At 62.0% G+C, this 25,730-nt stretch carries 26 protein-coding genes; 13 read left to right on the top strand and 13 right to left on the bottom strand.

Translation table 11 applies throughout. The annotated features are described in order from the left end of the window. Positions 1-22: 22 nt before the first annotated feature. Positions 23-1,219, top strand: a complete 1,197-nt coding sequence (locus FFM81_RS21525; protein WP_138384623.1) for a Tm-1-like ATP-binding domain-containing protein — start codon at positions 23-25, stop codon at positions 1,217-1,219. After that, entirely contained in the window at positions 1,212-2,054 is an 843-nt protein-coding gene (locus FFM81_RS21520) for a phosphoenolpyruvate hydrolase family protein (RefSeq protein WP_425504986.1), read from the top strand. Before FFM81_RS21525 ends, FFM81_RS21520 begins: the two co-directional genes overlap by 8 nt. Positions 2,055-2,122: 68 nt before the next feature. On the opposite strand, the gene FFM81_RS21515 is transcribed toward FFM81_RS21520, so the two are convergent. Next, entirely contained in the window at positions 2,123-2,986 is an 864-nt protein-coding gene (locus FFM81_RS21515; RefSeq protein ID WP_138384707.1) for an NAD(P)-dependent oxidoreductase, read from the bottom strand. Positions 2,987-3,201: 215 nt separating this feature from the next. Between FFM81_RS21515 and FFM81_RS21510 the strand changes: the two genes are divergently transcribed. The 3 genes from FFM81_RS21510 to FFM81_RS21500 all read left to right on the top strand — a co-directional run bounded on the left by FFM81_RS21510 (position 3,202) and on the right by FFM81_RS21500 (position 5,000). Then, the gene (locus FFM81_RS21510) at positions 3,202-3,666 is read left to right on the top strand and encodes a universal stress protein (RefSeq protein ID WP_025418002.1); all 465 of its coding nucleotides are present in this window, start codon (positions 3,202-3,204) and stop codon (positions 3,664-3,666) included. Positions 3,667-3,759: 93 nt separating this feature from the next. Continuing rightward, positions 3,760-4,674 carry a DnaJ C-terminal domain-containing protein gene (locus FFM81_RS21505; protein ID WP_138384625.1) on the top strand — a complete coding sequence of 305 codons (915 nt, stop codon included), beginning with the start codon at positions 3,760-3,762 and terminating at the stop codon, positions 4,672-4,674. Between the two features lie 2 nt (positions 4,675-4,676). After that, positions 4,677-5,000, top strand: coding sequence for a chaperone modulator CbpM (locus tag FFM81_RS21500; protein WP_025418004.1), 324 nt, complete (start codon positions 4,677-4,679; stop codon positions 4,998-5,000). A gap of 28 nt (positions 5,001-5,028) precedes the next feature. Here FFM81_RS21500 and FFM81_RS21495 read toward each other — a convergent pair whose 3' ends face one another. Further along, the gene (locus FFM81_RS21495; RefSeq protein ID WP_025418005.1) at positions 5,029-5,958 is read right to left on the bottom strand and encodes a phosphatidate cytidylyltransferase; all 930 of its coding nucleotides are present in this window, start codon (positions 5,956-5,958) and stop codon (positions 5,029-5,031) included. Continuing rightward, the gene (locus tag FFM81_RS21490) at positions 5,955-6,530 is read right to left on the bottom strand and encodes a lysophospholipid acyltransferase family protein (RefSeq protein WP_046154814.1); all 576 of its coding nucleotides are present in this window, start codon (positions 6,528-6,530) and stop codon (positions 5,955-5,957) included. Before FFM81_RS21490 ends, FFM81_RS21495 begins: the two co-directional genes overlap by 4 nt. Before the next feature lie 340 nt (positions 6,531-6,870). Here FFM81_RS21490 and FFM81_RS21485 point away from each other — a divergent pair, with 340 nt between their 5' ends. The 6 genes from FFM81_RS21485 to FFM81_RS21460 are packed head-to-tail and all read left to right on the top strand — an operon-like array spanning position 6,871 to position 14,103. Further along, complete coding sequence (locus tag FFM81_RS21485) at positions 6,871-7,857, top strand: BMP family protein (protein WP_025418006.1); 987 nt, start codon at positions 6,871-6,873, stop codon at positions 7,855-7,857. 8 nt (positions 7,858-7,865) lie between these two features. Continuing rightward, entirely contained in the window at positions 7,866-9,278 is a 1,413-nt protein-coding gene (locus FFM81_RS21480; RefSeq protein ID WP_138384626.1) for an amidase, read from the top strand. Next, a complete protein-coding gene (locus tag FFM81_RS21475; protein ID WP_003571975.1) occupies positions 9,275-10,807 on the top strand; it encodes an ABC transporter ATP-binding protein in 1,533 nt (510 codons plus the stop codon). Before FFM81_RS21480 ends, FFM81_RS21475 begins: the two co-directional genes overlap by 4 nt. Beyond that, complete coding sequence (locus FFM81_RS21470; RefSeq protein ID WP_138384627.1) at positions 10,797-11,846, top strand: ABC transporter permease; 1,050 nt, start codon at positions 10,797-10,799, stop codon at positions 11,844-11,846. The genes FFM81_RS21475 and FFM81_RS21470 overlap by 11 nt, the downstream gene beginning before the upstream one ends. Then, entirely contained in the window at positions 11,843-12,787 is a 945-nt protein-coding gene (locus FFM81_RS21465) for an ABC transporter permease (protein WP_138384628.1), read from the top strand. The genes FFM81_RS21470 and FFM81_RS21465 overlap by 4 nt, the downstream gene beginning before the upstream one ends. Positions 12,788-12,813: 26 nt before the next feature. Then, complete coding sequence (locus tag FFM81_RS21460; protein WP_128399180.1) at positions 12,814-14,103, top strand: amidohydrolase family protein; 1,290 nt, start codon at positions 12,814-12,816, stop codon at positions 14,101-14,103. A 56-nt stretch (positions 14,104-14,159) separates the two neighbouring features. Here the strand turns inward: FFM81_RS21460 and FFM81_RS21455 are convergent, their stop codons facing one another. Next, a complete protein-coding gene (locus FFM81_RS21455) occupies positions 14,160-14,858 on the bottom strand; it encodes a ribonuclease activity regulator RraA (protein WP_003571967.1) in 699 nt (232 codons plus the stop codon). A gap of 26 nt (positions 14,859-14,884) precedes the next feature. Continuing rightward, positions 14,885-15,670: an SDR family oxidoreductase gene (locus tag FFM81_RS21450; protein ID WP_003571965.1), complete on the bottom strand. Its 786-nt coding sequence runs from the start codon at positions 15,668-15,670 to the stop codon at positions 14,885-14,887. Between the two features lie 95 nt (positions 15,671-15,765). Between FFM81_RS21450 and FFM81_RS21445 the strand changes: the two genes are divergently transcribed. Beyond that, positions 15,766-16,638 (top strand): LysR family transcriptional regulator, encoded by an 873-nt coding sequence (locus FFM81_RS21445; protein WP_003571963.1) that lies wholly within the window; start codon positions 15,766-15,768, stop codon positions 16,636-16,638. Positions 16,639-16,643: 5 nt separating this feature from the next. On the opposite strand, the gene msrA is transcribed toward FFM81_RS21445, so the two are convergent. The 8 genes from msrA to FFM81_RS21405 form a co-directional block, all read right to left on the bottom strand. Continuing rightward, positions 16,644-17,153, bottom strand: a complete 510-nt coding sequence (gene msrA, locus FFM81_RS21440) for a peptide-methionine (S)-S-oxide reductase MsrA (protein WP_128399183.1) — start codon at positions 17,151-17,153, stop codon at positions 16,644-16,646. A gap of 78 nt (positions 17,154-17,231) precedes the next feature. After that, positions 17,232-18,065, bottom strand: coding sequence for an inositol monophosphatase family protein (locus tag FFM81_RS21435; RefSeq protein WP_025418024.1), 834 nt, complete (start codon positions 18,063-18,065; stop codon positions 17,232-17,234). A gap of 108 nt (positions 18,066-18,173) precedes the next feature. Further along, positions 18,174-19,250 carry an ABC transporter ATP-binding protein gene (locus tag FFM81_RS21430; RefSeq protein ID WP_097537172.1) on the bottom strand — a complete coding sequence of 359 codons (1,077 nt, stop codon included), beginning with the start codon at positions 19,248-19,250 and terminating at the stop codon, positions 18,174-18,176. A gap of 61 nt (positions 19,251-19,311) precedes the next feature. After that, entirely contained in the window at positions 19,312-20,199 is an 888-nt protein-coding gene (locus FFM81_RS21425; protein ID WP_025418026.1) for a carbohydrate ABC transporter permease, read from the bottom strand. Between the two features lie 3 nt (positions 20,200-20,202). Further along, positions 20,203-21,111: a carbohydrate ABC transporter permease gene (locus FFM81_RS21420; protein WP_025418027.1), complete on the bottom strand. Its 909-nt coding sequence runs from the start codon at positions 21,109-21,111 to the stop codon at positions 20,203-20,205. Positions 21,112-21,177: 66 nt separating this feature from the next. Continuing rightward, a complete protein-coding gene (locus tag FFM81_RS21415) occupies positions 21,178-22,440 on the bottom strand; it encodes an ABC transporter substrate-binding protein (protein WP_097537171.1) in 1,263 nt (420 codons plus the stop codon). A 103-nt stretch (positions 22,441-22,543) separates the two neighbouring features. After that, entirely contained in the window at positions 22,544-23,443 is a 900-nt protein-coding gene (locus FFM81_RS21410) for a sugar phosphate isomerase/epimerase family protein (protein ID WP_025418029.1), read from the bottom strand. 11 nt (positions 23,444-23,454) lie between these two features. Further along, positions 23,455-24,489, bottom strand: a complete 1,035-nt coding sequence (locus FFM81_RS21405) for a Gfo/Idh/MocA family protein (RefSeq protein ID WP_097537170.1) — start codon at positions 24,487-24,489, stop codon at positions 23,455-23,457. Positions 24,490-24,624: 135 nt separating this feature from the next. Here FFM81_RS21405 and FFM81_RS21400 point away from each other — a divergent pair, with 135 nt between their 5' ends. Beyond that, positions 24,625-25,719 (top strand): substrate-binding domain-containing protein, encoded by a 1,095-nt coding sequence (locus tag FFM81_RS21400; RefSeq protein WP_025418031.1) that lies wholly within the window; start codon positions 24,625-24,627, stop codon positions 25,717-25,719. Positions 25,720-25,730: the final 11 nt, after the last annotated feature.

The following is a 25,730-nucleotide window of genomic DNA, read 5'->3' as shown; positions in this document are numbered from 1 at the left end:
CTTTAAAAGAGGAGGAAAACCAATGGGGAAGGTCTATATTGTCGGCACCTGCGACACCAAGGGCGCTGAATTGAACTATGCCAAGGGGGTGGCTCTTTCGGCGGGCGCTGACGTTGTCCTGGTCGATGTCGGCACGCTCGGGGAAGGCGCCGGCGCCGATATCATGGCGCGCGAAGTCGCCCAATTTCACCCCGCGGGTGAGGAGGCCGTGCTCGGCCAGATCGACCGGGGAACGGCGGTTTCGGCCATGGCCAAGGCGCTGACCGCTTTTCTGACTTCCCGCAACGACATCGGTGCCGTGCTCGGCCTTGGCGGAACCGGCAATACTGCGCTGGTGACGGAGGCGATGCGGGCGCTGCCGATCGGTGTGCCGAAGCTGATGGTCTCGACGGTCGCCTCAGGCAATGTGGCGCCCTATGTCGGGCCGAACGACCTCACCATGATGTATTCGGTCGTCGACGTCGCCGGCCTGAATGCAATCTCGCGCAGGGTGATCGGCAATGCGGCCAACGCTGCCGCCGGCATGGCTCGCAACCCCGTCCCCTCTTCGGGCGATGATCGGCCAGGCATCGGGATGACCATGTTCGGCGTCACCACCGCTTGCGTCACGGAAGTGCGCGAGATGCTCGGCGAGACCCATGAAACCTACGTCTTCCATGCGACCGGCGTTGGCGGACAGTCGATGGAGAAGCTTGCCGATTCCGGTCTGCTGCAGGGCGTGATCGATGTGACCACCACGGAGGTTCCGGATCTTCTTGTCGGCGGCGTCTTTCCGGCGACGGAGGATCGCTTCGGCGCCATCATTCGCACCGGCCTACCCTATGTCGGCTCGGTCGGCGCCGTCGACATGGTGAATTTCGGGGCACGGGAAACGGTGCCGGCGGCTTTCCGCGATCGCAGGCTCCACGTCCATAATGCGCAGGTGACCCTGATGCGCACCACGCCGGAGGAAAACAGCCGGATCGGCGCCTTCATCGTCGACCGGCTCAACCGGATGCAGGGGCAGGTTCGTTTCCTGCTGCCGCTTCAGGGCGTTTCGGCCATCGATGCCGTCGGCCAGCCATTCCACGATCCCGAAGCCGACGCGGCGCTGTTTTCGGCCATCCGCACCGCTTGGCACGATGCACCCAACAGGCGCCTCATCGAAATAAACGCCCATATCAACAGTCCGCAATTTGCCGCCGCACTCGTCGCGAGTTTCCATGACATCCATGCCTGAGGAGAGAGTTTTGACCCACGCTAACCGCAATGACATCCTGAGCAAGCTTCGCCGCAAGATCGCCGAAGGCCGGCCGATCATCGGCGGCGGCGCCGGCACCGGCCTTTCGGCAAAGAGCGAGGAAGCCGGCGGCATCGACCTGATCGTGATCTATAATTCCGGCCGTTACCGTATGGCCGGGCGCGGCTCGCTGGCCGGCCTGCTGGCCTACGGCAACGCCAACGAGATCGTCAAAGAGATGGGCCGCGAGGTGCTGCCGGTCGTGCGCCATACCCCGGTGCTTGCCGGCGTCAACGGCACCGATCCCTTCATGCTGCCCGATCACTTTCTCGACGAATTGAAGTCCATGGGTTTTGCCGGCATCCAGAACTTTCCCACCGTCGGGCTGATCGACGGCACGTTCCGCGCCAATCTCGAAGAGACCGGCATGGGTTTCGATCTGGAGATCGACATTATCGCCCGCGCCAATGCCAAGGACATGCTGACCACGCCATACGTCTTCAGCGGCGAGGATGCCATTGCCATGACCAAAGCCGGTGCCGATATCGTCGTCTGCCATCTCGGCCTGACCACGGGAGGCGCGATCGGCGCCGAAACGGCGTTGACGCTCGATGGATGCGTGGAGAAAATCAACGAATGGGCGGATGCAGCACGGTCGGTGCGCGACGATGTCATCGTGCTCTGCCATGGCGGGCCGATCGCCATGCCCGCGGATGCCGCCGATGTGCTCGCCCGCTGCAAGGGGTGCAACGGTTTTTACGGGGCAAGTTCGATGGAGCGGCTGCCGACCGAGATAGCAATCCGGACGCAGGTCGAGGATTTCGTGACGATATAGGCGCGGCTTGGACCGGTCGCACGCCAGCTGCCGGCGTCCCGTTGCGGAGCGCCGGCAGCGGCGAAGAGCTATGGCATGACCATGGCGCCCGCGCTTTCCGAGCCAAGAATTTCGTCTAATTGCCTGACCAGCACACGGCCATCCTCCACGTCGTCGGCCAGCCTGGAGAAAATATCCGCCATGCCCCGGAAGATCGTTGCCCCCGGATCATCCTCTCCGAGGAAATCGGCGATCTCCTGCATTTCGGCGACCCAGCGATAGGCTTTCGGATACATGTCGGGAATGGATTTCGACAGCTTCCGGTCGAGGTCGGGCAGGCTTTCGGCGAGTTCGGCCTTCAGGCTTTCGGCAGCGCCCGAGCGGGAGGCGGCAAGCAGCATGGCCGCGCCGAGGCCGACAAATCCCTTGTTGATGCCGGCATAACACATCTTCAGCGCCGAAGCCGCCCCGAGCCGCCCGTCCAGCCTGCGGACCCGCAAGCCGTAATCTTCGAGCAGCCTGCTTCGCGCCGCACGATCGCCGCTGACATAGAGGGTCGGCCCTGATTTTCCCGCAACCGGCGGCCCGCCGATAATGGCGCCATCCAACACTTCCACAGCGCTGCCGCCGAACCGTGCCGCCAGTGTCTGCATGGTTTTCGGGGCAATGGCGTTGAGGTCGAGAAAGGGCGCGGGCGCCGATAGTCCCGACGATATGTCTGCGACGAACTCGGCAACCCCGATCGCTTCCGCCGGTGGGACGATCGACAGGATCAGCTCGGCCTTTGCCAGCTCTTCGCGGCCGACCGGCGCCATGCCGGCCGCCTTAGCCCGCGCGATCGTCAGTTCGCTCCGGCCTTCAAGATTGGTCAGTACGGTGGCGCCATGGTCGATCAGCCGTTTGGCGACAGCGCTTCCCATCGCACCCGCTCCGATAATCGCAAAATCCGGCATGTGAACCTCGATGATTGACGACATGCCGTTAAAGCTATTGCCGATGGCCATGCCGTCAACTGCGGCGATCCGCCCCGAGGCTCATCCGCAACAGAGGACCGCCGCCTGCGGACGGCGTTGCGATGTCGTAGTATTTCTGCTTGATATCGGTCAAAGCAGGGCCAGTCGATGCCGGCATAATCGGTACGACCTTCAGATTCGGGGATATTGAATCAATGTATCGGACGATCATCTGCGGTATCGGCATGGGTTCCCGGCAAACGGCAAACCGCCTTCTGCGCCGGGCTGCAGCACTTGTTGACGAGGGCGGCAACATTGTTGTCACGCACGTCATCGAGAATATCCCGCACCGTCACCTGACGGAGCTTCCCGAGGCTTTCGAAACGACCGCCATCGTCGACGCCGAAAAGAAACTGGCAGCCCTCTGCAGGGAACTCGGGATTCCGGCGAGGGTCGAGGTCCGTATCGGCGTTGCCGCCTCCGCGCTGGTCGCACTCGCCAGGGAGACCTCGGCCGATCTCATCCTGCTGTCATCGCATGTGAGCGATATTACCGACTACGTCTTCTCCTCGATCGTCGAGAAGGTCGTGCGTCATGCCGGATGCTCGGTTCTCATCGACCGGCGGCCCGATCACGCCGAAGGCTTGACGTCTCGAGCGGAAGATACGGGGCCGCTCTGATCTTCCGCCGCCTCCCCTCCCCGGCGGCGGCCTGAGAACCTATATCTTTCCCAAGCCAACCGGCAGTATCGACTGCCTTGACCGGAGTTATGCATGAGCCAGGATCCCTATGAGCTTCTGGGCGTGAAGCGGGATGCGACACAAAAAGACATTCAAAGCGCATTCCGCAAGCTCGCCAAGAAACTACACCCCGACCTTAATCCCGGCGACAAAAAAGCCGAGGAACGGTTCAAGGAAATTTCGACCGCCTATGAGATTTTGAGCGATGAGGAAAAGCGCGGCCGCTTCGATCGGGGCGAAATCGATATGACGGGGGCCGAGCGGGCGCAGCGCAGCTATTACCGTGACTATGCCTCGGCGAGCGGTGCCGATAATCCCTATCACAACAGTTCCGGCTTTGCCGATTTCGGCGATGCCAGCGATTCTTTTGCCAATTTCTTTTCGCGCCGTACCGGCGGCGGCAGGATGCGCAGCCAAGGCCACGACCGGCGTTTCTCGTTGGAGGTCGACTTTATCGAGGCGGTCAACGGCACCAGGACCGGGATCAAGCTGCCGGGCGGGCCGCAGCTCGATGTGCAGATCCCGCCCGGTACCCGCGACGGCCAGACCTTGCGGCTGCGCGGCAAGGGCGAGCCGGGCATTGGCGGCGGGCCACCGGGTGATGCGCTCATCGAAATCCGCGTGAGCCCTCACCGCTTCTTCACCCGCGACGGCGACGATATTCGCTTGGAATTGCCGATTTCGCTTGATGAAGCCGTGCTCGGCGGCAAGGTCCGGGCACCGACACCGTCGGGACCGGTCAACCTGACACTGCCCCCACACTCGAATACGGGCAAGGTTCTGCGTCTCAAGGGCAAAGGTGCTGCCAAACGCGGCGGCGGTCACGGTGATGTCTATGTCACTTTGAAGATCGTGCTGCCCGACAATCCCGACGAACGGCTGACAGCCCTGGTGAAGGAATGGGCGACGGCAAATCCATATGATCCGAGGAAGAACATGGAGACTTGATCATGGATGATCTCGAATTCCGTCTTTGTTTGAAAATCGAGATCGACCAGCTCGAACTCTGGATCGAACAGGGTTGGCTGATCCCCGAGATATCGGGCGGGCAGCGGCAATTTCGCGACGCCGACGTCGCGCGTGCCCGGCTGATCCTGGACCTCATGGCACACATGGGCGTCAACGAAGCTGGCGTCGATATCGTCATGGAGCTGGTGGACGAGTTGCACGGCCTGCGGGGAACGATGAGCCAGTTGATGACCGCCATCGGCAGGCAGGAGCAGGATGTTCAGCGCCGGCTGTTCGAGAGCCTGGAGGACATCGGCCGGTATTGAACGATCGGCCCAGCTCCGGATGTTCGCCTCAGGTGGTGAACCAGTAGCGAACGATGTGGAAGAACAGCGGTGCCGCGAAGGTGATGGAGTCCAAGCGGTCGAGCACGCCGCCGTGACCCTCGATCACATAGCCCCAGTCCTTGGCGTTGAGGTCGCGTTTGATGGCCGAGAGCACGAAACCGCCGAAGAAGCCCGCAACGACGATGACGGTGCTGACCGCCGCCGCCTGCAGGGGAGAGAATGGCGTCAGGCGATAGAGCAGCGTTCCCACCAGGATGGCCGATGCGCCGCCGCCGAACAGGCCTTCGAGCGTCTTTGAGGGGCTAATGTTCGGCGAGAAACGGTGCTTTCCGAGAAGCTTGCCCCAGACATATTGGAAGACGTCGCTGAGCTGCACCACGATGACGAGATAGACGAGAAGGAGGGCCGAGGGCGTGCCGGTCTCCAGCATCAGAAGTGCGGGAGCATGGCTGATCGAATAGACCGTCAGCATCAATCCCCATTGCACCCTCGCGGTGCGCGCCAGGAATTCGTTGACATCGCCCGTCAAGGTCGCCACCGCCGGCAGGATCAGGAAGGCATAGACCGGGATGAAGATCGCGAAGAGGCCGTACCAGAGTGTCCCGAGCAGCACGTAGTGCACCGGCAGGACCACGAAGAAGGATAGGAACAGCGCCAGGTGATCGCCGCGCCGCGATGGTGTCAGCGTCCAGAATTCGCGAAGCGCCATGAACGACAGGAATGCAAACAGGACGACCACCGCGGTATCGCCGAGCAGGATCGCTCCGCCGAATATCGCCACCATGATCCACCATGAGCGAATTCGGGCGTTGAGATTGTGGACGGTAGCGACGGATGCGGGCTCGGTTGCGCGCCGCTGAAGGATGAAGCCGATGGCCGAGGCCACCGCCAGCAGGCCGAGGATTGCGGCAAGCACGATGGAGAAAAAGCTGGTCATGCGATGTGCTTTCCGTCCGCTAACTCGATGACTGCCGCACGGGCGCGGTCCAGGAACGCGTCCTTTCCTTCCCCCGGTTCGACGCGCAGCGGCTTGCCGAAGCGCGCTGTGCAGGTGATCGGCACGATGAGCCAGCTTCCCTTGGGCAGGATGCGCTGAAGATTGTCGAGATGGATCGGCACGAGATCGACATCGGGGAAACGGCAGGCAAGGCGATAGATGCCGCTGCGGAAAGGGGCGATCTCCTCGCTGGCGCTTCTTGTCCCTTCCGGGAAGATCAGGACCGAGCGCCCCTCCTCGAGCAGACGCTCGACCGGCTCCAGCGGGTTGCTGTCGGGCAGAGGCTTGCGGTCTATCAGGACGGCGCGCAGGCCTTTCTCGGCGATGAAACGGCGCAAGGCGCTCCTTCCCCAATAGTCGCGCGCCGCCACCGGATGGGTCAGCCGCCGCACCGGCCAAGGCAGGGCAGCCATAACGGCAACGGTATCGACATGACTATTGTGATTGGCGAAATAGATGCGGCGGCGGAGGTCGGGCGCACAGCCCCGCCACTCGCTCCGGGCGCCGACCATGATCCGGACGAACAGCACGAGAAGGCGACGGATGAGCGCGACCGCCAAGGACGACGACCGGCTCGCGATCGGCCGCCGCGAGGCGTCTTCTTTTTCTTCACCCATTTCAATTTCCCCAACCCGATAGTTCTATGCATATCCTGCCGGACTCGTCGCGCCAAGCCCTGCAGATCCGGCTTGAGAAGCACGGCGGCACCGCGCGTGCAGGCCTGCGACGTCTCGTTCTTTCTGCCAGGTTGCGGCGGCCATCAGCCTGATTTTTAAGCCTGTTCGCCGCTTGACACATTTTTGGGCGCTACTATGATTTTTGAACCAGACGGTAAAAAAAGGGGAACAGTCAATGACCAAAGACATCCTGATTTCACGCCGGGCAGTGATCGCGTCGGGCATTGCGCTCGGCGTCAGCGGCTTCGCCCCGCTCGCAAGGGCGGCTGCGCCGCTGAAAGTTGCCGGCATTCATGCCTCGCCGGTTGAAAATGCCTGGAACTCCTGTCTGCACAAGGCCCTCCAGGACGCGGCCAAGGACGGCGCCATCGAATATGTCTTCTCCGAGGGCGTCTCCGGCACCGATTATCCCCGCGCCATGCGCGAATACGCCGAACAGGGCAACAAACTGATCATCGGCGAGGCCTATGCGGTGGAAAAGGAGGCCCGGCAGGTCGCGGCCGACTATCCCGATACCGCTTTCGTGCTGGGTTCGAGCGGCGAGCAGGCCGGCGACAATTTCGGTGTCTTCGGCACCTGGAACCATGACGGCGCCTATCTGGCCGGAATGCTGGCGGGCAAGATGACCAAGTCGAACGTCGTCGGTTCGGTCGGCGCCATTCCGATTCCCGAGGTCAACATGCTGATCAACGCCTTTGCCGCGGGCGTCAAGGCGGTCAACCCGGACGCAAAGCACCTCGTCTCGTTCATCGGCACCTTCTTCGACCCGCCGAAGGCTCGCGAAGCCGGTCTTGCCCAAATCGACGCCGGCGCCGACATCCTGTTCGGCGAGCGCATCGGCACGGCCGACGCGGCCAAGGAACGCGGCATTAAATCGGTCGGCTCGCTGATCGATTACACCCCGCGTTATCCAGATACGGTGTTTGCCAATGCCATGTGGTATTTCCGCCCGATCCTGAACGCTGCGATCGCCGATGTCGCGGCCGGAAAACCGGTGGGCCGGAACTACACGTCTTACGGCCTGATGAAGGAAGGCGGCAGCGACATCGTCTTCGTCAAGGGCGTGGCGCCCGCCGAGGCGGAGGCGGCGATGGAGGCCAAGCGCGCCGAGATCAAGGCCGGCACCTTCGAAGTTCCGAAGATGATGGACGAGCCGAAGTAGTTCGGCTCATGCAGGGCGACGCAACGGATCTGGCGGCAGCGATCAGGCATGGCGGCCTGAGAGCTGCAGAAGCGATGCAGACTTCCCTCAAGAGAGCTGCACGGCATGAGTCGCTCGGGGCGATCGTCTATCTCGATGCCGCCATCGGACTTGCCGCAGCGCATGTCTGCGACCAGGAACGGCAGAGCGCGCCCGGCGATTTTGCCGCCCGGCCCTTTGCCGGCGTGCCGACCTTGGCGAAGGATCTCGGCGGTCCCTTTGCCGGGCTGCCGGTCGCGGCCGGTTCCCGCCTATTCGAACGAAAGGGCGGCGAAGCCGATTCCGATCTCGCTTCCCGTTTCCGCGACGCGGGCTTCTGTTTGTTCGGCCTGACGACGAGCCCGGAATTCGGCCTGTCGCTTGCCAGCGAACCGGCGATCGGACCTGTCTGCCGCAACCCGCTCGATCCGGCCCGCACCGCCGGCGGCTCCTCCGGCGGCGCGGCGGCGGCGGTTGCGGCCGGGATCGTCGCGTTAGCCCATGCCACCGACGCCGGCGGCTCGATCCGTGTGCCTGCCGCCTGCTGCGGCCTTGTCGGACTGAAACCGACGCGCGGCGCCATGCCGGGCGGGCCATCCTTCGGCAACCACCTCGCCGGCATCGCCAGCGAATTGGCGGTCTGCCGCTCGGTGCGCGATACGGCGTTGATTTTCAGCCGGCTGGGCGGCAATTCGCGCGGGCCTGTTCCGGATCCCTCCCCTGTCGATATCGATAAGGGTCGTCTGCGGATCGGCCTGCTGACCGATACCGGGCCGGCCTATCCGACTGAGGGTAGCCGGCTTGAAGCAGTCGAAGACGCGGCGCGCCTTTTGGAGAGCGACGGACACGAGATCGTTCCGCTGGTCTGGGCCGAGTTCGAATGGAGCGTCGCCGCCAGCGGCCGCGCCTTTGCCGATATCGTCTCCGTCAACCTCGCCGCGCTCATCAGGGCAGTGGCTCTCGATGAGAGCAGGGCCGAGCCTTTGACACAGGCTTTCGCGGCGCGTGGGCGGGGGCTTTCGGCCACCGTCCTCTGGAACACGCTCAACGATGCAGTCCTGGTGAGCGCCGCCCTTTGGGCTCTGTTCGACCGGGTCGACTGCGTCCTGATGCCGATGCTGGCGTCCGCGCCTCTTGCGATCGGGTCCTTTCCGTCCGATCATGCCGACACGGATCTGCATCTCGAGCGAATGACGGCATTTGCGCCGCTTGCCTGCCTCGCGAACATTTCGGGTTTTCCTGCTTTGACTCTGCCTTTCGGACAGGATGAGCATGCCATGCCGCTGCCAGTGCAACTCATGGCGCCTATGGGTCACGAGCCGCGTCTGCTGTCGCTTGCCGCCCGCCTGGAGGCCGAGGGACGGTGGCAGCATCGGTTTCCGGTGGCGGGACTGCCGTCATGACCGGCCCGGTGCTGGAGATAACAGGCGTCAGCAAGCGCTTCGGCGCCAATCTTGCCAATGACGATATTTCCATGACCCTTGCCAAAGGCGAGGTCGTTGCCCTCCTCGGCGAGAACGGTGCCGGCAAGACCACGCTGATGAGCATCCTTTTCGGCCATTACATGCCGGATGCCGGCCGAATACTCATCGAGGGCACGGAGGTGCCGCAGGGCAAGCCGCGTGCGGCGATCCGCGCCGGCGTCGGCATGGTGCATCAGCACTTCTCACTGGCGCCCAATTTGACCGTCCTTGAAAATGTCATGACCGGCACGGAGGGGCTGTGGTCCTGGCGTTCGGCGACATCCGCGGCGCGGAAGAAACTGCTCGCAATTTCCGAGCGCTTCGGCCTCAAGGTCGATCCCGATGCGCGGCTTGGCGACATGTCGGTCGGCGAACAGCAGCGCGTCGAGATCCTCAAGGCGCTCTACAACGACGCCCGCATCCTGATCCTCGACGAGCCGACGGCGGTGCTGACCAATATCGAGGCCGAGCGGTTGTTCACGACACTGAAGGAAATGGCCCGTCAGGGCCTGTCGCTGATCTTCATCTCGCACAAGCTCGACGAGGTGATGGCCGCAGCCGACCGCATCGTGGTCTTACGCAGCGGCAAGATGGTCGCCGAACGCCGGGCATCGGAAACTAGCAAGGCGGAACTCGCCGAACTGATGGTCGGGCGCCGTGTGACAAGGCCCGTGCGCGAGCCATCGACACCAGGGCCCATCGCCCTTGAGGCCGACGGCGTGACGGTACACACCGGCGGCGTCGACCGGCTGAAATCGATCAGCTTCCGGCTGCATCAGGGAGAAATCCTTGGCATCATCGGCGTTTCCGGCAATGGCCAGGCGGCATTGGCTCATCTCCTTTCGGGCACGCTGGCGCGCAGCCGCGGCGACCTTCGGTTGTTCGGGGAAGCAATCGGCAATCTCGGCGTCGCCGATGTCGTCGAAGCCGGTATCGGCCGCATTCCCGAGGACCGCAACCACGAGGGCGTGATCGGGGAAATGGCGATCTGGGAAAACGCCGTGCTGGAGCGCATTGCTTCGCCCGCCTTCTCGCGCCGCGGTCTCGTCAACCGCAAGGCCGGCATGGCTTTTGCCAGGGAGATCATCGACGGGTTCGATGTTCGCGGCGGCGGCCCGGCCATCCGTACCCGGCTGCTTTCAGGCGGCAATATGCAGAAGCTCATCCTCGGGCGCAGCCTCTATCGGCGGCCGCGTATCCTGATTGCCGCGCAGCCTGCCCGGGGCCTCGATGAAGGTGCGGTGGCCGCCGTGCATGCACGCCTGTTAGAAGCCCGCCGGCAGGGAACCGCCGTGCTGCTGATCTCGGAGGACCTCGACGAAGTGATCGCGCTTGCCGATCGCATACAGGCGATTGTCGGCGGCCGCCTGTCACCGCCCGTCGAGGCCGAGAGCGCCGATGCTCGCAGGCTGGGGCTGATGATGGCCGGCGAATGGCAGGATACATCGGAGGCCGGCCATGCGATTTGAGCGCCGCGAGCATCGTCCGCTTTCTCTGCTGATATTCACGCCTGTCGTCGCGGTTATTGCAGCACTGGCGCTGGCGGGCATCTTGATTGCGATCGCCGGCGCGCCTGTTCTCGATGCCTACTGGCGCATCCTGACCGGCGCCTTCGGCTCGCGGTTGTCGGCGACCGAAACACTGACGCGGGCAACGCCGCTGATGCTGACGGGGCTTGCCGCTGCCGTCGCCTTTCGGGCGCGCCTCTGGAATATCGGCGCCGAGGGCCAGTTCTATCTCGGCGCCATCGCGGTTGCGGCGGCAAGTTCGAAACTGCTGGGCAATCTTCCCGCTCCTATTCTCATTCCGGCCCTGCTGTTGATCGGCGCCATTGCCGGCATGGTGCTGATCCTGATTCCGCTCTGGCTCAGGCTGCGTTTTTCCGTCGATGAGGTCGTCACCAGCCTGCTGCTGAACTTCATCGCTGTGCTTTTCGTCTCGATGCTCATCGATGGCGTTCTCAAGGATCCGCTCGCCTTCGGCTGGCCGCAGTCGCAGTCCGTCAGCGATCACGCCATGCTGCCGAAGTTGATCGCCCGCTCGCGTCTACATATCGGCTTGGCGATCGCGATCGCCCTTGCCGTCGTCGTCCACTTCGTCCAGTCCCGCACCGTGTTCGGCATGCAGTCCCGCGCCGCAGGCCTCAATCCCGCTGGCGCGATCTTCGCAGGCGTGCCGCTCGGCAGGACGTTGGTGAAGGTCGCCTGTCTCTCGGGTGGGCTTGCGGGGCTTGCGGGAGCGATCGAGGTCATGGGCGTCAAGGGTTACGTGACGACCGATCTGTCGCCCGGTTTCGGCTATGCCGGCATCGTCGTTGCCATGCTCGCCAACCTCAATCCACTGGGCGTCGTCTTCGCCGCCATTTTCACCGCCACCATGTTCGTGGGCGCCGACGGCATGAGCCGGGGTCTCGGCATCCCGACCTATATTGCCGATGTCACCGTGGCGCTGTCGCTGCTGACGATGCTGATCGCCTTGTTCTTCACCCAATACAGGATCCGGCGATGATGCAGCTGTTCGATATCATCGCCTCATCAGGGCTCTGGGCGGCAATCCTGCGGATCGCCACGCCGCTGATCTTCGGTACGCTCGGCGCCCTGCTCTGCGAACGGGCCGGCGTGCTCAATCTCGGCATCGAAGGCATCATGACCTTCGGGGCGATGATCGGCTGGCTTTCCGTCTATCACGGCGCAGATCTCTGGACCGGCCTGCTGATTGCGGCGATAGCTGGCGGCGTCTTCGGCCTGTTGCATGCGGGGCTGACAGTGACACTCGGCCTCTCCCAGCATGTCTCCGGCCTCGGCGTCACGCTGTTTGCGTCGAGCTTCAGTTATTACGTCTTCCGGCTGATCGTGCCGCTTGCCAATACGCCGCCGACCATCGTGCCGTTCCAGCCGATCGCCATTCCCGGCCTCTCGACGCTGCCTTTCATCGGTCCGGCTTTCTTCACGCAGACGGCGCCGACTTATCTTGCGATCGCGATCGCCCTCTTGATGGCCTACATCATCTTCCGCACGCCCGTCGGGCTTGCGATCCGCATGACCGGCGAGAACCCGCATGCGGCGGAAGCCCAGGGCGTCAATCCGATGAAGGTGCGTTACGGCGCGGTCATCGCCGGCAGCGCGCTGATGGGAATGGGTGGCGCCTTCCTGACCTTGTCGGCATTCAACAGCTTCTTTCCCACAATGGTGCAGGGGCGCGGCTGGATCTGCATCGCGCTCGTCGTGTTCGCCTCCTGGCGCCCGGGCCGCGCTCTGTTCGGCGCCTTGCTCTTCGCCTTCTTCGATGCCTTCCAGCTTCGGCTGCAAACCGCGCTGAGCGGGCTTGTGCCCTATCAGCTCTTCCTGATGACGCCCTATATCCTTTCCATCGCCGCGCTTGCCGTCATGGCCCGCCGCGCCCGCGTTCCGCAGGCGCTGATGCAGCCCTATCGCCGTGGCGAGCGCTGAGACCGCTGACATCCAACGAGGTTCCGATGTTCGATCTGATCGTCAGAAATGCAAATCTCCCCGACGGCCGCACCGGCATCGATATTGGCATCGAGGGCGACAGGATCATCGCCGTCGAGCGCGATCTTCAAGCACAGGCGGGCGAAGAAATCGACGCAACCGGCAGGTTGGTCAGCCCGCCTTTCGTCGATCCGCATTTTCATATGGACGCTACCCTATCGCTCGGCCTGCCGCGCATGAACGTTTCCGGTACCCTGCTCGAAGGCATCGCGCTCTGGGGGGAATTGCGCCCGATCGTGACGAAGGAAGAGCTGGTCGACCGCGCACTGCGCTATTGCGATCTGGCGGTCACACAAGGCCTGCTCTTCATTCGCAGCCATGTCGATACCAGCGATGCCAGGCTGGTGACCGTCGAGGCGATGATCGAGGTTCGCGAGAAGGTCGCGCCCTATATCGATCTTCAATTGGTCGCCTTCCCGCAGGACGGTTATTACCGCTCTCCCGGCGCGATCGACGCACTCAGCCGGGCCCTCGACATGGGCGTCGACATCGTCGGCGGCATTCCCCACTTTGAACGGACGATGGGCGAAGGGACGGCGTCGGTCGAGGCGCTCTGCCGTATCGCCGCCGATCGCGGCCTGCCGGTCGATATGCATTGCGACGAGACCGACGATCCGCTCTCGCGCCACATCGAGACGCTGGCTGCGCAAACCATCCGTTTCGGCCTCCAGGGACGCGTCGCAGGCTCGCATCTGACCTCGATGCATTCGATGGACAATTATTATGTCTCCAAGCTCATCCCGCTAATGGCGGAGGCTCGGATCAACGTCATCCCCAATCCGTTGATCAACATCATGCTGCAGGGCCGGCACGATACCTATCCGAAACGCCGCGGCATGACCCGCGTGAGGGAATTGATGGATGCCGGGCTCAACGTCTCCTTCGGGCACGATTGCGTCATGGACCCCTGGTATTCGATGGGATCGGGCGACATGCTTGAGGTTGGCCATATGGCGATCCATGTCGCCCAGATGGCCGGCATCGACGACAAGAAGAAAATCTTCGACGCGTTGACCGTCAATTCGGCGAAGACGATGGGCATTGCAGGCTACGGTCTGGAGAAGGGATGCAACGCCGACCTCGTCATCCTCCAGGCGAGCGATACGCTGGAAGCGCTGCGGCTGAAGCCGAACCGGCTGGCGGTGATCCGCCGCGGCAAGGTGATCGCCCGCTCGGCGCCGCGTATCGGCGAGCTTTTCCTGAACGGGCGCCCGGCGCGGATCGACGGCGGTCTGGATTACGCACCTCGCCATTAGCTCTAAAACAAGGGCCGCGAGCCGCGATCCTTTATCAATCCGCGTTGACCTGCAGGCTATTTCTTCGAGGCCTCGTAGACCGCCTTGGTTTCGGCGTTCATCGGATAAAGTCCGGGCAACGGCGTGCCTTCGTCGATCCTGGTCATGATCCAGGCTTCCATACGTTCCTGTTCGGGCGCTTCGGCCAGCACCGCGTCGAGCAGACCGGCGGGGATCAGCACGGCGCCGTCCTGGTCGACGACGATAATGTCATCGGGGAAAACAGCGACGCCGCCGCAACCGATCGGCTGCTGCCAGGCCACGAAGGTGAGGCCGGCGACCGAGGGGGGCGCAGCGACGCCGCGGCACCAGACCGGCAGGTCGGTGTCGAGCACGCCGGCAAGGTCGCGCACCACGCCGTCGGTGACGAGGGCGGCAACGCCCCGCTTCTGCATGCGGGCGCAGAGGATATCGCCGAAGATGCCGGCATCGGTGACGCCCATCGCATCGACGACGGCGACACAGCCGTCCGGCATCGCCTCGATTGCGGCGCGCGTCGAGATCGGCGAGGCCCAGGATGCCGGTGTCGCCAGATCTTCGCGGGCCGGCACGAAGCGCAGCGTGAAGGCCGGGCCGACGATACGCGGCTGGCCGGGCTTCAAGGGAGTGGCGCCGCGGATCCAGACGTTCCGCAGGCCCTTCTTCAGAAGAACGGTTGTCAGTGTCGCCGTCGAGACGGTCTTAAGGGTTGCTATCGCTTCAGTACTAAGGGCCACGGTTCTTGGGTCCAATCCGGTTTCTGTCAGATGCTCTGGATCATGCCGCCGTCGACACGGATCACCGATCCTGTGAGATAGGAGGCCGCTTCGCTCGCCAGGAAGGTGACGACATTCCCATACTCTTCCGTCCGGCCATAACGGCCGAGCGGAATGCTGCTGGTGCTCTCAGTGACGATGTCATCGATGGGGCGGTTTTCGCGTTTGGCCTTCTGCTCGTCGAGAAAGGTGATGCGGCCGGTGGCGATGCGGCCCGGCAGGACGATGTTGACGGTGATGCCGTCGCGCCCGACCTCGCGCGCCAGGGTTTTCGACCATCCCACAAGAGACAGGCGCAGTGCGTTCGAGATGCCGAGATTGGGGATCGGCGCGACCACGCCCGATGAGGTCGATGTGACGATGCGCCCCCATTTGCGCGCCCGCATCTCTGGCAGCACGCGATCAGTAATGGATATGACGGAGAGCACCATGCTCTGGAAATACTGATTCCAGAGGGCTGTGTCCTGGCCGGAGACGGTGGTCGGCGGCGGGCCGCCGGTATTGTTGACGAGGATATCGACCGGTCCAAACCGGCGTTCGATCGCAGCGACATGCGCCTCGATCGAGCCGAGATCGGAAAGATCCCATTGCCGCGCCAGCGCCTTGCCGCCTTCGGATTCGATTGTGGCAACGGTCTTCTCGGCGGCGGCGAGATCGATATCCACTGCTGCAATTCTGGCGCCTTCGCGCGCAAGCTTGGCGGCAATCGCGCCGCCCAGTCCGCCGCCAGCGCCGAGCACCAGGGCCGTCTTATCCTTCAGGCCGAAATCCATCCGGTTGTCTCCTATATGACCGGACCATCTTTCGGAGAAAAGGATCGTAAATAAAATATCGCTTTTGCTTGGTTCAAGAGATAGAAAAACTATCGATGGACACACGTTTTCTCGAAACCTTCATCGTCGTTGCCGAGCGCCATTCGCTGGCGGAGGCCGCTCAGCGGCTGAACCTCACGCCGGCCGCCGTTGCCCAGCGCATTCGCGCATTGGAGGCCGAGCTCGGGGTGCGGCTGCTGATGCGCTCCGGCCGTGTCATGCGGCTGAGCGAGGCGGGTTTTGCCATTCTCGAACGCTGCAGGGAATTGGTGCGCGATACACGCGATCTGAAGGCGATGGCCGGCACCGCGATGATTTCGGGCGAGATGCGGATCGGCGCCATCAATACGGCGCTGACGGGCATCATTCCCGACATTCTCCACCGTCTCGCCGAGGATTATCCGCTGATCGAGATATTCATCAAGCCGGGCGCTTCGATGGACCTCTATACCGAGGTCCTGAACGGCATGCTGGACGCAGCCTTCATCATCGAACCGCGATTTCCGATGCAGAAGACGCTGACCTTCAACACGCTGCGCCAGGAACCGCTCGTGCTGATTGCCCCGCGTGACTGTGAGGGCGCGGATCCGCTCGAACTGTTGAAGGCCCGGCCCTTCATCCGCTACGACCGCAACCAGTGGGGCGGTCATATCGCCGACGAATATCTGCGTGAGGTCGGCATCAGACCAGTCGAGCGTTACGAACTCGACGCGCTGGAGGCGATCGCGGTGATGGTCAATCGGGGTCTCGGGATCTCGATCGTGCCGGATTGGGCGCCGCCCTGGCCGGCCGGTCTCGATATCGTCAAGCTGCCCCTTCCCCGCGCCTCTGCCGTGCGCACGGTCGGCATTGTCGCTACGCGCGCTTCGCCGCGAGCAAACCTGATCGCCGCACTTCTGGAAACCAGCCGTGCGGCGATGAGAGCCTGATCGGCTCAGGCGATCTTCTGGCGGACCGGCAGTTTCCAGCCGGGCCGGACGAAGTGACAGGTATAACCGTTCGGAATCCGCTCCAGATAGTCCTGGTGCTCGGGCTCGGCCTCCCAGAAATCGCTGACCGGCACGACCTCGGTGACGACCTTGCCGGGCCACAGGCCGGATGCGTCGACATCAGCGATCGTATCCCTGGCGACGCGCTCCTGCTCGGGGCTGACGTAGAAGATCGCCGAGCGATAGCTCGTGCCGACGTCGTTGCCCTGGCGGTTGCGCGTGCTCGGATCGTGGATCTGGAAGAAGAATTCGAGGATTTCCCGATAGCTGATCCTTGCGGGATCGAAGACGATTTCGATCGCCTCGGCGTGGGTTCCGTGGTTGCGATAGGTGGCATTGGCCACATCGCCGCCGGTATAGCCAACGCGGGTCGAAATCACGCCCTTGTACCGGCGGATGAGGTCCTGCATGCCCCAGAAGCAACCACCGGCGAGCACTGCACGTTCTTCGGTCATTGGATATCTCCTTGTTTGCCCAGAGATAGTGTCTGACATCGCAGATTTCCATACGGGAGTCCGCCGCATGGCGCCGGTTCATGCCTTCGTCCGGAAACCGTCCAGCAGCCAGGGATGCAGCGCCGTGCTGGCGGCCACGATATCGCCGCGTCCGTCGACCGCGGCCCCGGAAAACCGGGTGACGATACCGCCTGCCTCTTCGACCATCAGCGCCGAGGCGCCGAAATCATGGATCGACAGTCCGTCCTCGAAGAAGCCATCCAGCCGGCCGCAGGCGACATAGGCGATCGACAGTGCGGCCGAGCCCAGGCGGCGCACGCCTGCTGTATTGGCCATCAGGCGTTTGATGGCACCGAAATAGGTTTCTTCCGCAACCGCCTTCACCTGGCCCGGGATCGGCAGACCGGCGCCGATCAGCACGTTCTCGATGTCCGCGACATTGGCGCAGCGGATCGGTTCGCCGTTGAGATAAGCCCCGCCGCCGAGCTCGGCGCTGAACAGCTCATCCAGCATGGCATCATAGACGACGCCGGCAACGAGCCTGCCGCCTTCGGCGATTGAGATCGTCATGCCGAAATGCGGGAGGCCCCAGGCGTAATTGGTGGTGCCGTCGATCGGGTCGATATAGATGATCGGCGTTTCCGGCCCGGCCGTGCGGTTGCCGACGGCTTCCTCGCCCTGGATGGCATAATCCGGAAAGGCCTTGATCATCTCATCGACGATAATCCGCTCGACGGCGACATCGATCTCGGTCTGGTAATCTCGCGGCGCCTTGGCGAGCATTTCCCCGGATGTTCGCCGCCTGAGCGAAGCCCGGGCCGTCTCGCCCGCCTTCAACACCGTTTCGGCAAGAACGATGAGGCGGGATGACGCATTGGGGGAAAGGCGCGCTGATATCGGAGAAGATGTCATGTGGAAATCCGGATGCTGCAGATATGACGAAGTGAATCGTGCGGAGCCACTCCCTTCGCAGAGACCGATGATGGTTTTATGAAGCCGCCCGCCCTTGAATGAAGGATGTTATATCAGGCGATCCGTCGATGCATCGAACAAATGAATCTGGTCCGGATCGACCGAAATCCCGATCATGTCTCCTGCCTTGACCCTGTCGCGCCGCGTCTCGACGATCGTCAGCTCCGGCTGGGTCTCGGCCACGATGAAGGTCGCGGAGCCGGTCGATTCGACGAAGGCGATCGGGACATCGAAGCTGCCCTCTCCAGGCGCGACGACGCCGATATGCTCCGGCCGGATGCCGGCGACGAGCGTGCGCCCCGGCTCGATAGCGCGTGATATCGCAAGCTTCTGCTTCACCGCCCCGAAATCCAGGATCAGGCACTTGCCGTCTTCCGCGGCGATCGCGGGAATGAAATTCATTGCCGGCGAACCGATGAACCCGGCAACGAACCGGTTGGCTGGCCGGTCGTAGAGTTCAAGCGGCGCGCCCTGTTGTTCGATGATGCCGTCGCGCATCACCACCACATGGTCGGCCATGGTCATCGCTTCGACCTGGTCGTGGGTGACGTAAACGAAGGTGGCGCCCAGCCGGTCGTGCAAGGACCGGATTTCCTTGCGCATCGAGACACGCAGCGCGGCATCAAGGTTGGAAAGCGGCTCGTCGAACAGGAAGGCCTGGGGGTTACGGATAATGGCGCGGCCCATGGCGACGCGCTGGCGCTGGCCTCCGGAAAGCTGGCGCGGATAACGGTCGAGCAGCCGGGAAAGACCGGTGATGACAGCGACTTCCTCGGCTTTCTGTTTTGCCTCAGCCTTAGGGACGCCGTGCATTTTTAGCGAATAGGTCAGGTTCTGTTCCACCGTCATATGCGGATAGAGGGCGTAACTCTGAAAAACCATGGCGATATCGCGCGACCGCGGCGGCACGTCGTTCATCACCTTGCCGGCAATCTTCAGCGTGCCGCCGGTAATTTTTTCCAGCCCGGCAAGCGAACGGAGCAACGTGGACTTGCCGCATCCGGACGGACCGACCAGCGCCACGAACGTGCCCTTGGGAATTGAAAGGTTGACGTTCTTCAGCGCGTGAAAGGCGCCGTAGTGCTTCTCGATGCCCAAGAGTTCGATTTGGATGTCCTGGCTCATACCGAAAACCTTGCTGGTTCCCAACCGGGACCGATGAGATAGCTAAGCGTGAAAGACGTCGTCATTTGACTGCTCCGGCGGCGATGCCGCGCGTTAGCGTGCGCTGGAAGATCAAGAAGAAGATCACGGTCGGTATTATACCCAGGAAAGCCGCGGAGGCCTGCAGCACCGGGTCCGACATGTTCTGACCGCGGGTTAGGCCCATGGCGACCGAGACTGTCTGGTTGTTGTTGGACACCAGCATGACGAGCGGGATCAAGAATTCGTTCCAAGTCCAGATGAAAAAGAAGGTTCCCAGGACCATGAGCGTTGGCCTCAGCATCGGGACGACTACGAACCACAGCGTTTTCCAGTGGGTCGAGCCATCCATCTCCGCCGCTTCGAGGATTTCCTTGGGAAAGGTACTCAGCACGGTCGAGAGCAGGTAAGTCCCGAAGGCGCTTTGCAGGACCGCGAAAATGATGATCACGGAAAGCTGCGTATCATAGAGGCCGCTTGCTTTTGCCATGTAGTAAAGCGGGTAAATGATCGACTCCTGCGGCACCATGATGCCGAGAAGAAAGACCACCAAAATCACGCGTGAACCCGGCACCTTGCCGACCCCGATCGCATAGGCGTTGAACAGGCTTATCAGTACCCCCAACACCGACACACCGAGACTGATCACCAGGCTGTTAAGCAGCTTGCGACTGAAATCAGACACCGTCCAGAATTTTTCGATCGCCGTGAGATCGATCGACCGAGGAATCGAAAGCGGCCCGCCGACTGCGTATTCGGCGCTTGCCTTGACGGCGTTGAGCAGAGCAAGGAAAAACGGAAAGAGCGTAAAGGCGAGGAGTAGAATAAGAGTGGCCAGCACCACCCACCGCATGGGATCGCGTCGCGCGCGATCGGCTGCCGCCGTCGCCCTTGCCTTAGTCGTACCATCGCTGAGAACCGAGTAAGCCATGATCTATTCCTTCGCCTCCTGCTGGCTCTGGAAGCGTAGAAAAATCACAGCCAAACCGATCGTCAGAGTCGTTTGTACGACCGCGATGGCTGCGGCATAGCCGACGCGTTGCGTTGTGAAGAAGTGGTAGTAAGTCAGATAGGATGGCACCAGGGTGGAATTGTCGGGGCCGCCGGCGGTGATGACAAATATTGGCGCAAAAACTTTGAGTGCGGCGATCAGCGTGGTCAGCACAACGACGAAAATCTCCGGCGCCAGAAGCGGAATGGTGATCGTCACCAGCCGGCTCCACCAGTTTGCCCCATCGAGCTCGGCAGCCTCGTAGAGAGAAGGGTCGATGCGCGAAAGACCAGCCATGAAAACCACCAGACAATAGCCGACCTGTATCCACACTATGACGAGCGAGACGGCAGCAAGCGCGTATGTCGCATCGCCGATCCAGTTCTGGGCCAGATTATCAAGGCCGATGGACTTTAGCGTGATGTTGATGACACCGACGGGATTGAGAATCCAACCCCAGAGCACGCCCGCGACCGTTACGGGCAGAATCTGCGGCAAGTAAAAACCGGCCCTGAAGAAGCTCGAGACCCATTCCCCGAATTGGTCCCTGACGTAGTCGAACAGCAGAGCGGCCAGCACCAGGCCGATACACACCGGTATCACGGTCATCGAGACGATGAACAGCAGCGTGTGATACATCGATCCCCAGAATTGGTCGTCCGTAAGCAGGCGAGAATAGTTCTGCAGGCCGACTGGTCGCGGCGTGCCAACGCCTTTCCATGCCGTGAAGCTCAGCCCGAGATTAGCAAGCTGCGGTATGAGCACGATCAGAATGAAGCCGACCGCCCCCGGGATGAGGTAAAGGCTATAGCTTCGTGAACCGTCGCTCCATCGCTGGCTGGAAATGGCCATATCATTCTTCCTTCAGCCTCCCATAATGGGCTGCGCCAGAGGCGCAGCCCAGCGTTCAGGGTCGCGCTACTGATTTTCCTGCGCGTCGTCGTAAATCTGCTTAATCTGTTCGACGAACTGTTCGGCAGTCAGACTGCCCTGGAAGAGACCAGTGTCTTTCTGATTGAGCACGTCGTAGTAGCCGGGGACCGGCCAGTCAGGATAGAAGCCGAGGCCGCTTTTGTCGGAGATCTGCTTGAAAACCGCTGCGGCGTTCTTGCCGATGGGGTTGGTGATGGCGGAAAGATCAGCCGCAATCGGCACACCGCCGGCATTGCCGAGTTCAGCTTGGTACTTCGGCGACAAGGTCAGGCTGATCCACTCGGCGGCGAGATCCGGATTCTTGCTACCCTTGGGAACGACCCAGAGATTGCCAGTCGAGCCGACCGAATATTTCGGCGTCGGAATTACGAACTGGCCCCACTTGAAGTCCTTGATGGTCGACGCGAAAGTACCGAGATTCCACGTGCCCGAGACGTACATCGGCGCCTTGCCGGAGGTAAAGAGCAGAGCCGCGTCCGGGTCCTTCATGCCCGTGGAGTCCTTGTTGATGTAGCCCTTGCCCACCCAGTCGACCAATGTCTGCGCCGCATAGAGATACGGTGCGCCGTCGAGGGGGGCCTTCAAACCCTGATAATTCTGGACCCAGGCGTCATCGGCCTTGGTATAGGCGAGAGAGGCAAGCAAGTGCTGGCCACTGGTGTCGATGGCGCCGAGCGCGAGAGGCGTGAGACCCTTCTGCTTGAAGGCTTCCATGTCAGCCACCCACTCTTCGAGCGTCGTCGGCGGCTTGAGGCCTGCCTTTTCGAACATGTCAATATTGTAGAAGCACGAAACATATTCGCCGAAGACCGAGACGCCCCAAACAGGGCCGGAGCCATAGATGCCCTTTTCGTCATAACGGCTTAGGACAAAATCGCCTTCGTTAAGGATCTTGTCCCAGCCTTCCTTCTTCACATAGTCATCCAGATTGGTCAGCAATCCCTGGCTTGCAACCAAGCCGGCGGTCGCATTGCCCTTGTTGTACTCGAGCACGTCGGGGGCCTGATCGGAATTGAGGATCATGCCGCCTGAGGCCTGCAACTGCTGAAAGGTCTTCTGCTCGAAGCTGACGGTGATATCAGGATGTTTCGTCTTGAACTCTTCGAGCGCTTTCTTCCAGACAATGCCCTGAGCCGTGGTCGGCTCCTCGAACCACCAGATCTTGAAGGTCTTCTGTTCGGCATGGACGGTCGATGTCATCAGCATCGCCGTGCCGAGCGCTAGCGCCAGTCTTGCAATTCTTTTCATGCTTTCCTCCCAAAAAAGCGGCTGCGCCGCGAAAAGACCAAGTTAGTCATTCATGGCGCAGTCGGGCCTCCCAGCCCGGCGGCGCCCTATCCTAGGCGGTCGATCAGGGATCAACAACGAAATCTCCGCCCCGGCATTTCTTCAGATAGTTCAGCCCGTGAACCTGACCAGTCATTTCAAGCGCGTCGCGGTAGACCGGGTCGTGCCAGCCTTCGATGTCGATCGAGCCGGACCAGCCGGCAAGGCGCAGTTCGGAAATGATGTCGGTCCAATTGCTGTCACCGAAGCCCGGCGTGCGCATGAAGACGAACTTCTCCTTGCCGAAGATGCCGTGTTCCTTGATGACCTCCCAGCGGATGGTCGCGTCCTTGCCGTGGACGTGGAAGAACTTGTGCGCCCATTTGCGGATCTGCGGCAAAGGGTCGATCAGATAGACCATCTGATGGCAGGGTTCCCACTCCAGGCCGATATTCTCGTCAGGCGTCTCGTTGAAGATCAGTTCCCAGGCATCGGGATTGTGGGCGATGTTCCAGTCGCCGCTTGCCCAATTGCCGTCCATGGCGCAATTCTCGAAGGCAATCTTAATGCCCTTGTCGGCAGCGCGCTTGGCAAGCTCGCTCCAGATTTGCTTGTAGCGCGGCAAGCTGTCGGTCAGCGGCTTACCTCGGATGCGGCCGGTGAAGCCGGCAACGCAGGTGGCGCCGAAATGATGGGCGTTGTCGATGCAATCCTTCCATCCCTGCAGCGTCTCCAGGTCGATTGCGCTCTCTTCCAGCGGATTGCCGAACATGCCGAGCGTCGAGATGGTGATGTCGCGGTCGCCGATCGCATCAAGGCAGCGCTTGCCGAGCTCGGCAAGGTTCTGGCCCTTGGTCGTCTGCCAGAAGAAGGGTTCGAAGCTTTCGAAGCCCATGCCGGCGATCTCGCCGATGCGGGTTGCTGCATCGCCGTTGTTGCCACTGACCATGGTGCCGATGCGAATGGATTTTGCAGGATTGCTCACGTCACGTCATCCTATGCTGAAATTTCGATGCGCCGGCCGGTCTTGGCGCTTTCGATCGCGCCGAAGACCATGGCAAGGCTTCTGATATTGTCGGAATTGACCGTTTCCGGCTGTTTGCCGGTGCGGATCGCCTCGATGAAATCGGCGATGACGCTGGCGTGCCCATGGGTCTCCTCGTCGTGTTCCGGACCGGGAACGTTTACGGAAGCAGTGCCGCGCAAAAGGCCGGGCTCTTCGCCGCCGACGGCCGCGCTGAAACTCTCCTCGCCGTCCCAGGTGAGCATGCCCTTCGAGCCGACAAGCCGCCACTGGCTTTCCCAGCTGGTGCGCTCGCCCTCGGCGCACCAGGAGCCGCGATAGGTAAAGATGACGTCGTCGGAAAATTCGAAGATGGCATTGGCCGAGGCGCCGTGCCGGTACCAGGAGCCCTTCGGATTGCGCTCGACGCAATAGACGGCGAGTGGCTTCCGGTCGGCGACGTAGCGGGCCGCATCGAAGGTGTGTATCGCCATGTCGAGAAGCAGAACATTGTCCATCTCTTCGCGGAAGCCGCCGAAATGCGGCGCCAGGAAAAAGTCGCAATGGACGGCGGTGAGTTCGCCGATCGCCCCGCTGTCGACGAAGCGGCGCAGGCGCCTGACGCCTGAGATGAAGCGTCGGTTCTGGATGACGGCGTGGATGCGGCCGGTCTCGGTGGCAAGATCGATCAGCGCCGCACCCTCGGCAAGCGACGCGGCCATCGGCTTTTCGCTGAGCACATGGCAGCCGGCCTTCAGCGCGGTCGAAACGACGTCGTAACGGGCCGCCGGAATGACGATGTCGAAAACCAGATCGGCCTCGGTGGCGGCGATGACCGCGGAGAGCTCCGAACCGATGACGGCGCCCTCAAGACCGAACTCAGCGGCGAGCTTCTCCGCCGTCTCCCGGTTCAGGTCGACGAGGCCAACGATAGTGATGAAATCGGCCAGAGCCGGGTTGGAAGCGATGGCTCGCAACCAACCTTTGGACATAGCTCCGCACCCGCACAGAATGGCACTGAATTTCACGATTTCCTCCGGGGGATGGCGTCAACTCTCCTCGTGACACGCACTCCGTAAACGTTTACGAATGTTGGCGGAAACATTTTGCGATGTCAAGAGACGCCAAATGCGAAATTGCGGGTGGGAGGGACAACGCAGCCGATGAAAGGGATTCGCCAGCTTGCCGAACACCTGGATATTTCAATCGGCACGGTCTCCCGGGCGCTGAACGGCAAGCCCGATGTCAACGAGGAAACCCGCCGACGCGTGCTGGCAGCAGCCGAGGAACTGGGCTACGTCGCCAACCAGTCGGGACGGAGTCTCAGACAGGGAGAGACGAAAGTCATCGGGCTAATGATCGAATCCAGCACGGAGGCGGTCGAAAATGCCGACAACTTCTTCATCGGCGTTACCAGCGGGTTGCAAAGTGTGTTTGCCCGCCACAAGCTCGATCTCGTCATGTTGCCCTGCCCCAGCGATGAGGACCCGCACGAATATCTGAAACGTATCGTGGCTCGGCGAATCGTCGATGCGATGATCATCTCGAATATGCAGCGCATCGACCGGCGCATCGATCTTCTGTCTCGGGCAAAAATCCCCTTCATTGCGGTCGGCCGCAGCCTTTCCCCAGGCAATTTCCCTTGGATCGATCTCGATTTCGAAGGTGTCGCCGACCGTGCCGTCGAACGGCTGGTCGCGCGCGGCCATCGGCGGATCGCGATCACTGCACCATCGAGCGAGGTCAATCTCGGCTATGTCTTTCTCGAAAGTTATCGCCGCGCGCTCGAACGGCGCGGTATCGCCTTCGACCCGTCACTCGTCATCCGTGTCAAGTCGAGCGAACACGGCGGCTATCAGGCGGCGCATGAATTGCTGGTGCTTAAAGAGCGTCCAACAGCGGTGATCCTGATCTACGAATTGATGGCAATCGGCCTCTACCGCCGGCTGATGGAATCGGGTGTGATGCCCGGCCGCGACCTTGCGGTGATCGGCTTCCGCGACGCCCCGCGCGCAAGGTTCCTGCAGCCCTCGCTCAGCTGTTTCCGCATGTCGCTTTACGATCTCGGTATCGCGCTCGGAAGGACGCTTCTCGCCAATATGCCGGCCTATCGCCAGTTCTATCCTGACGACGGCCGCAACGTCGTTTGGCCGCTCGAACTGGTGCCGGGAGAAAGCGATGCGTTCGATCCCGGGACCGGCGAAAAGGAATTCGAACCCGAGCGGTTGAGCTTCGACGACAGGACCGTCGAGTTCTGATGGTATTTCTC

Origin of the sequence: Rhizobium hidalgonense (assembly GCF_005862185.2) — a bacterium.
In the GTDB taxonomy this organism is placed as follows: domain Bacteria; phylum Pseudomonadota; class Alphaproteobacteria; order Rhizobiales; family Rhizobiaceae; genus Rhizobium; species Rhizobium hidalgonense.
The sequence above is the reverse complement of the archived record's forward strand: the minus strand, read 5'-3'. Positions and strand labels throughout refer to the sequence as shown.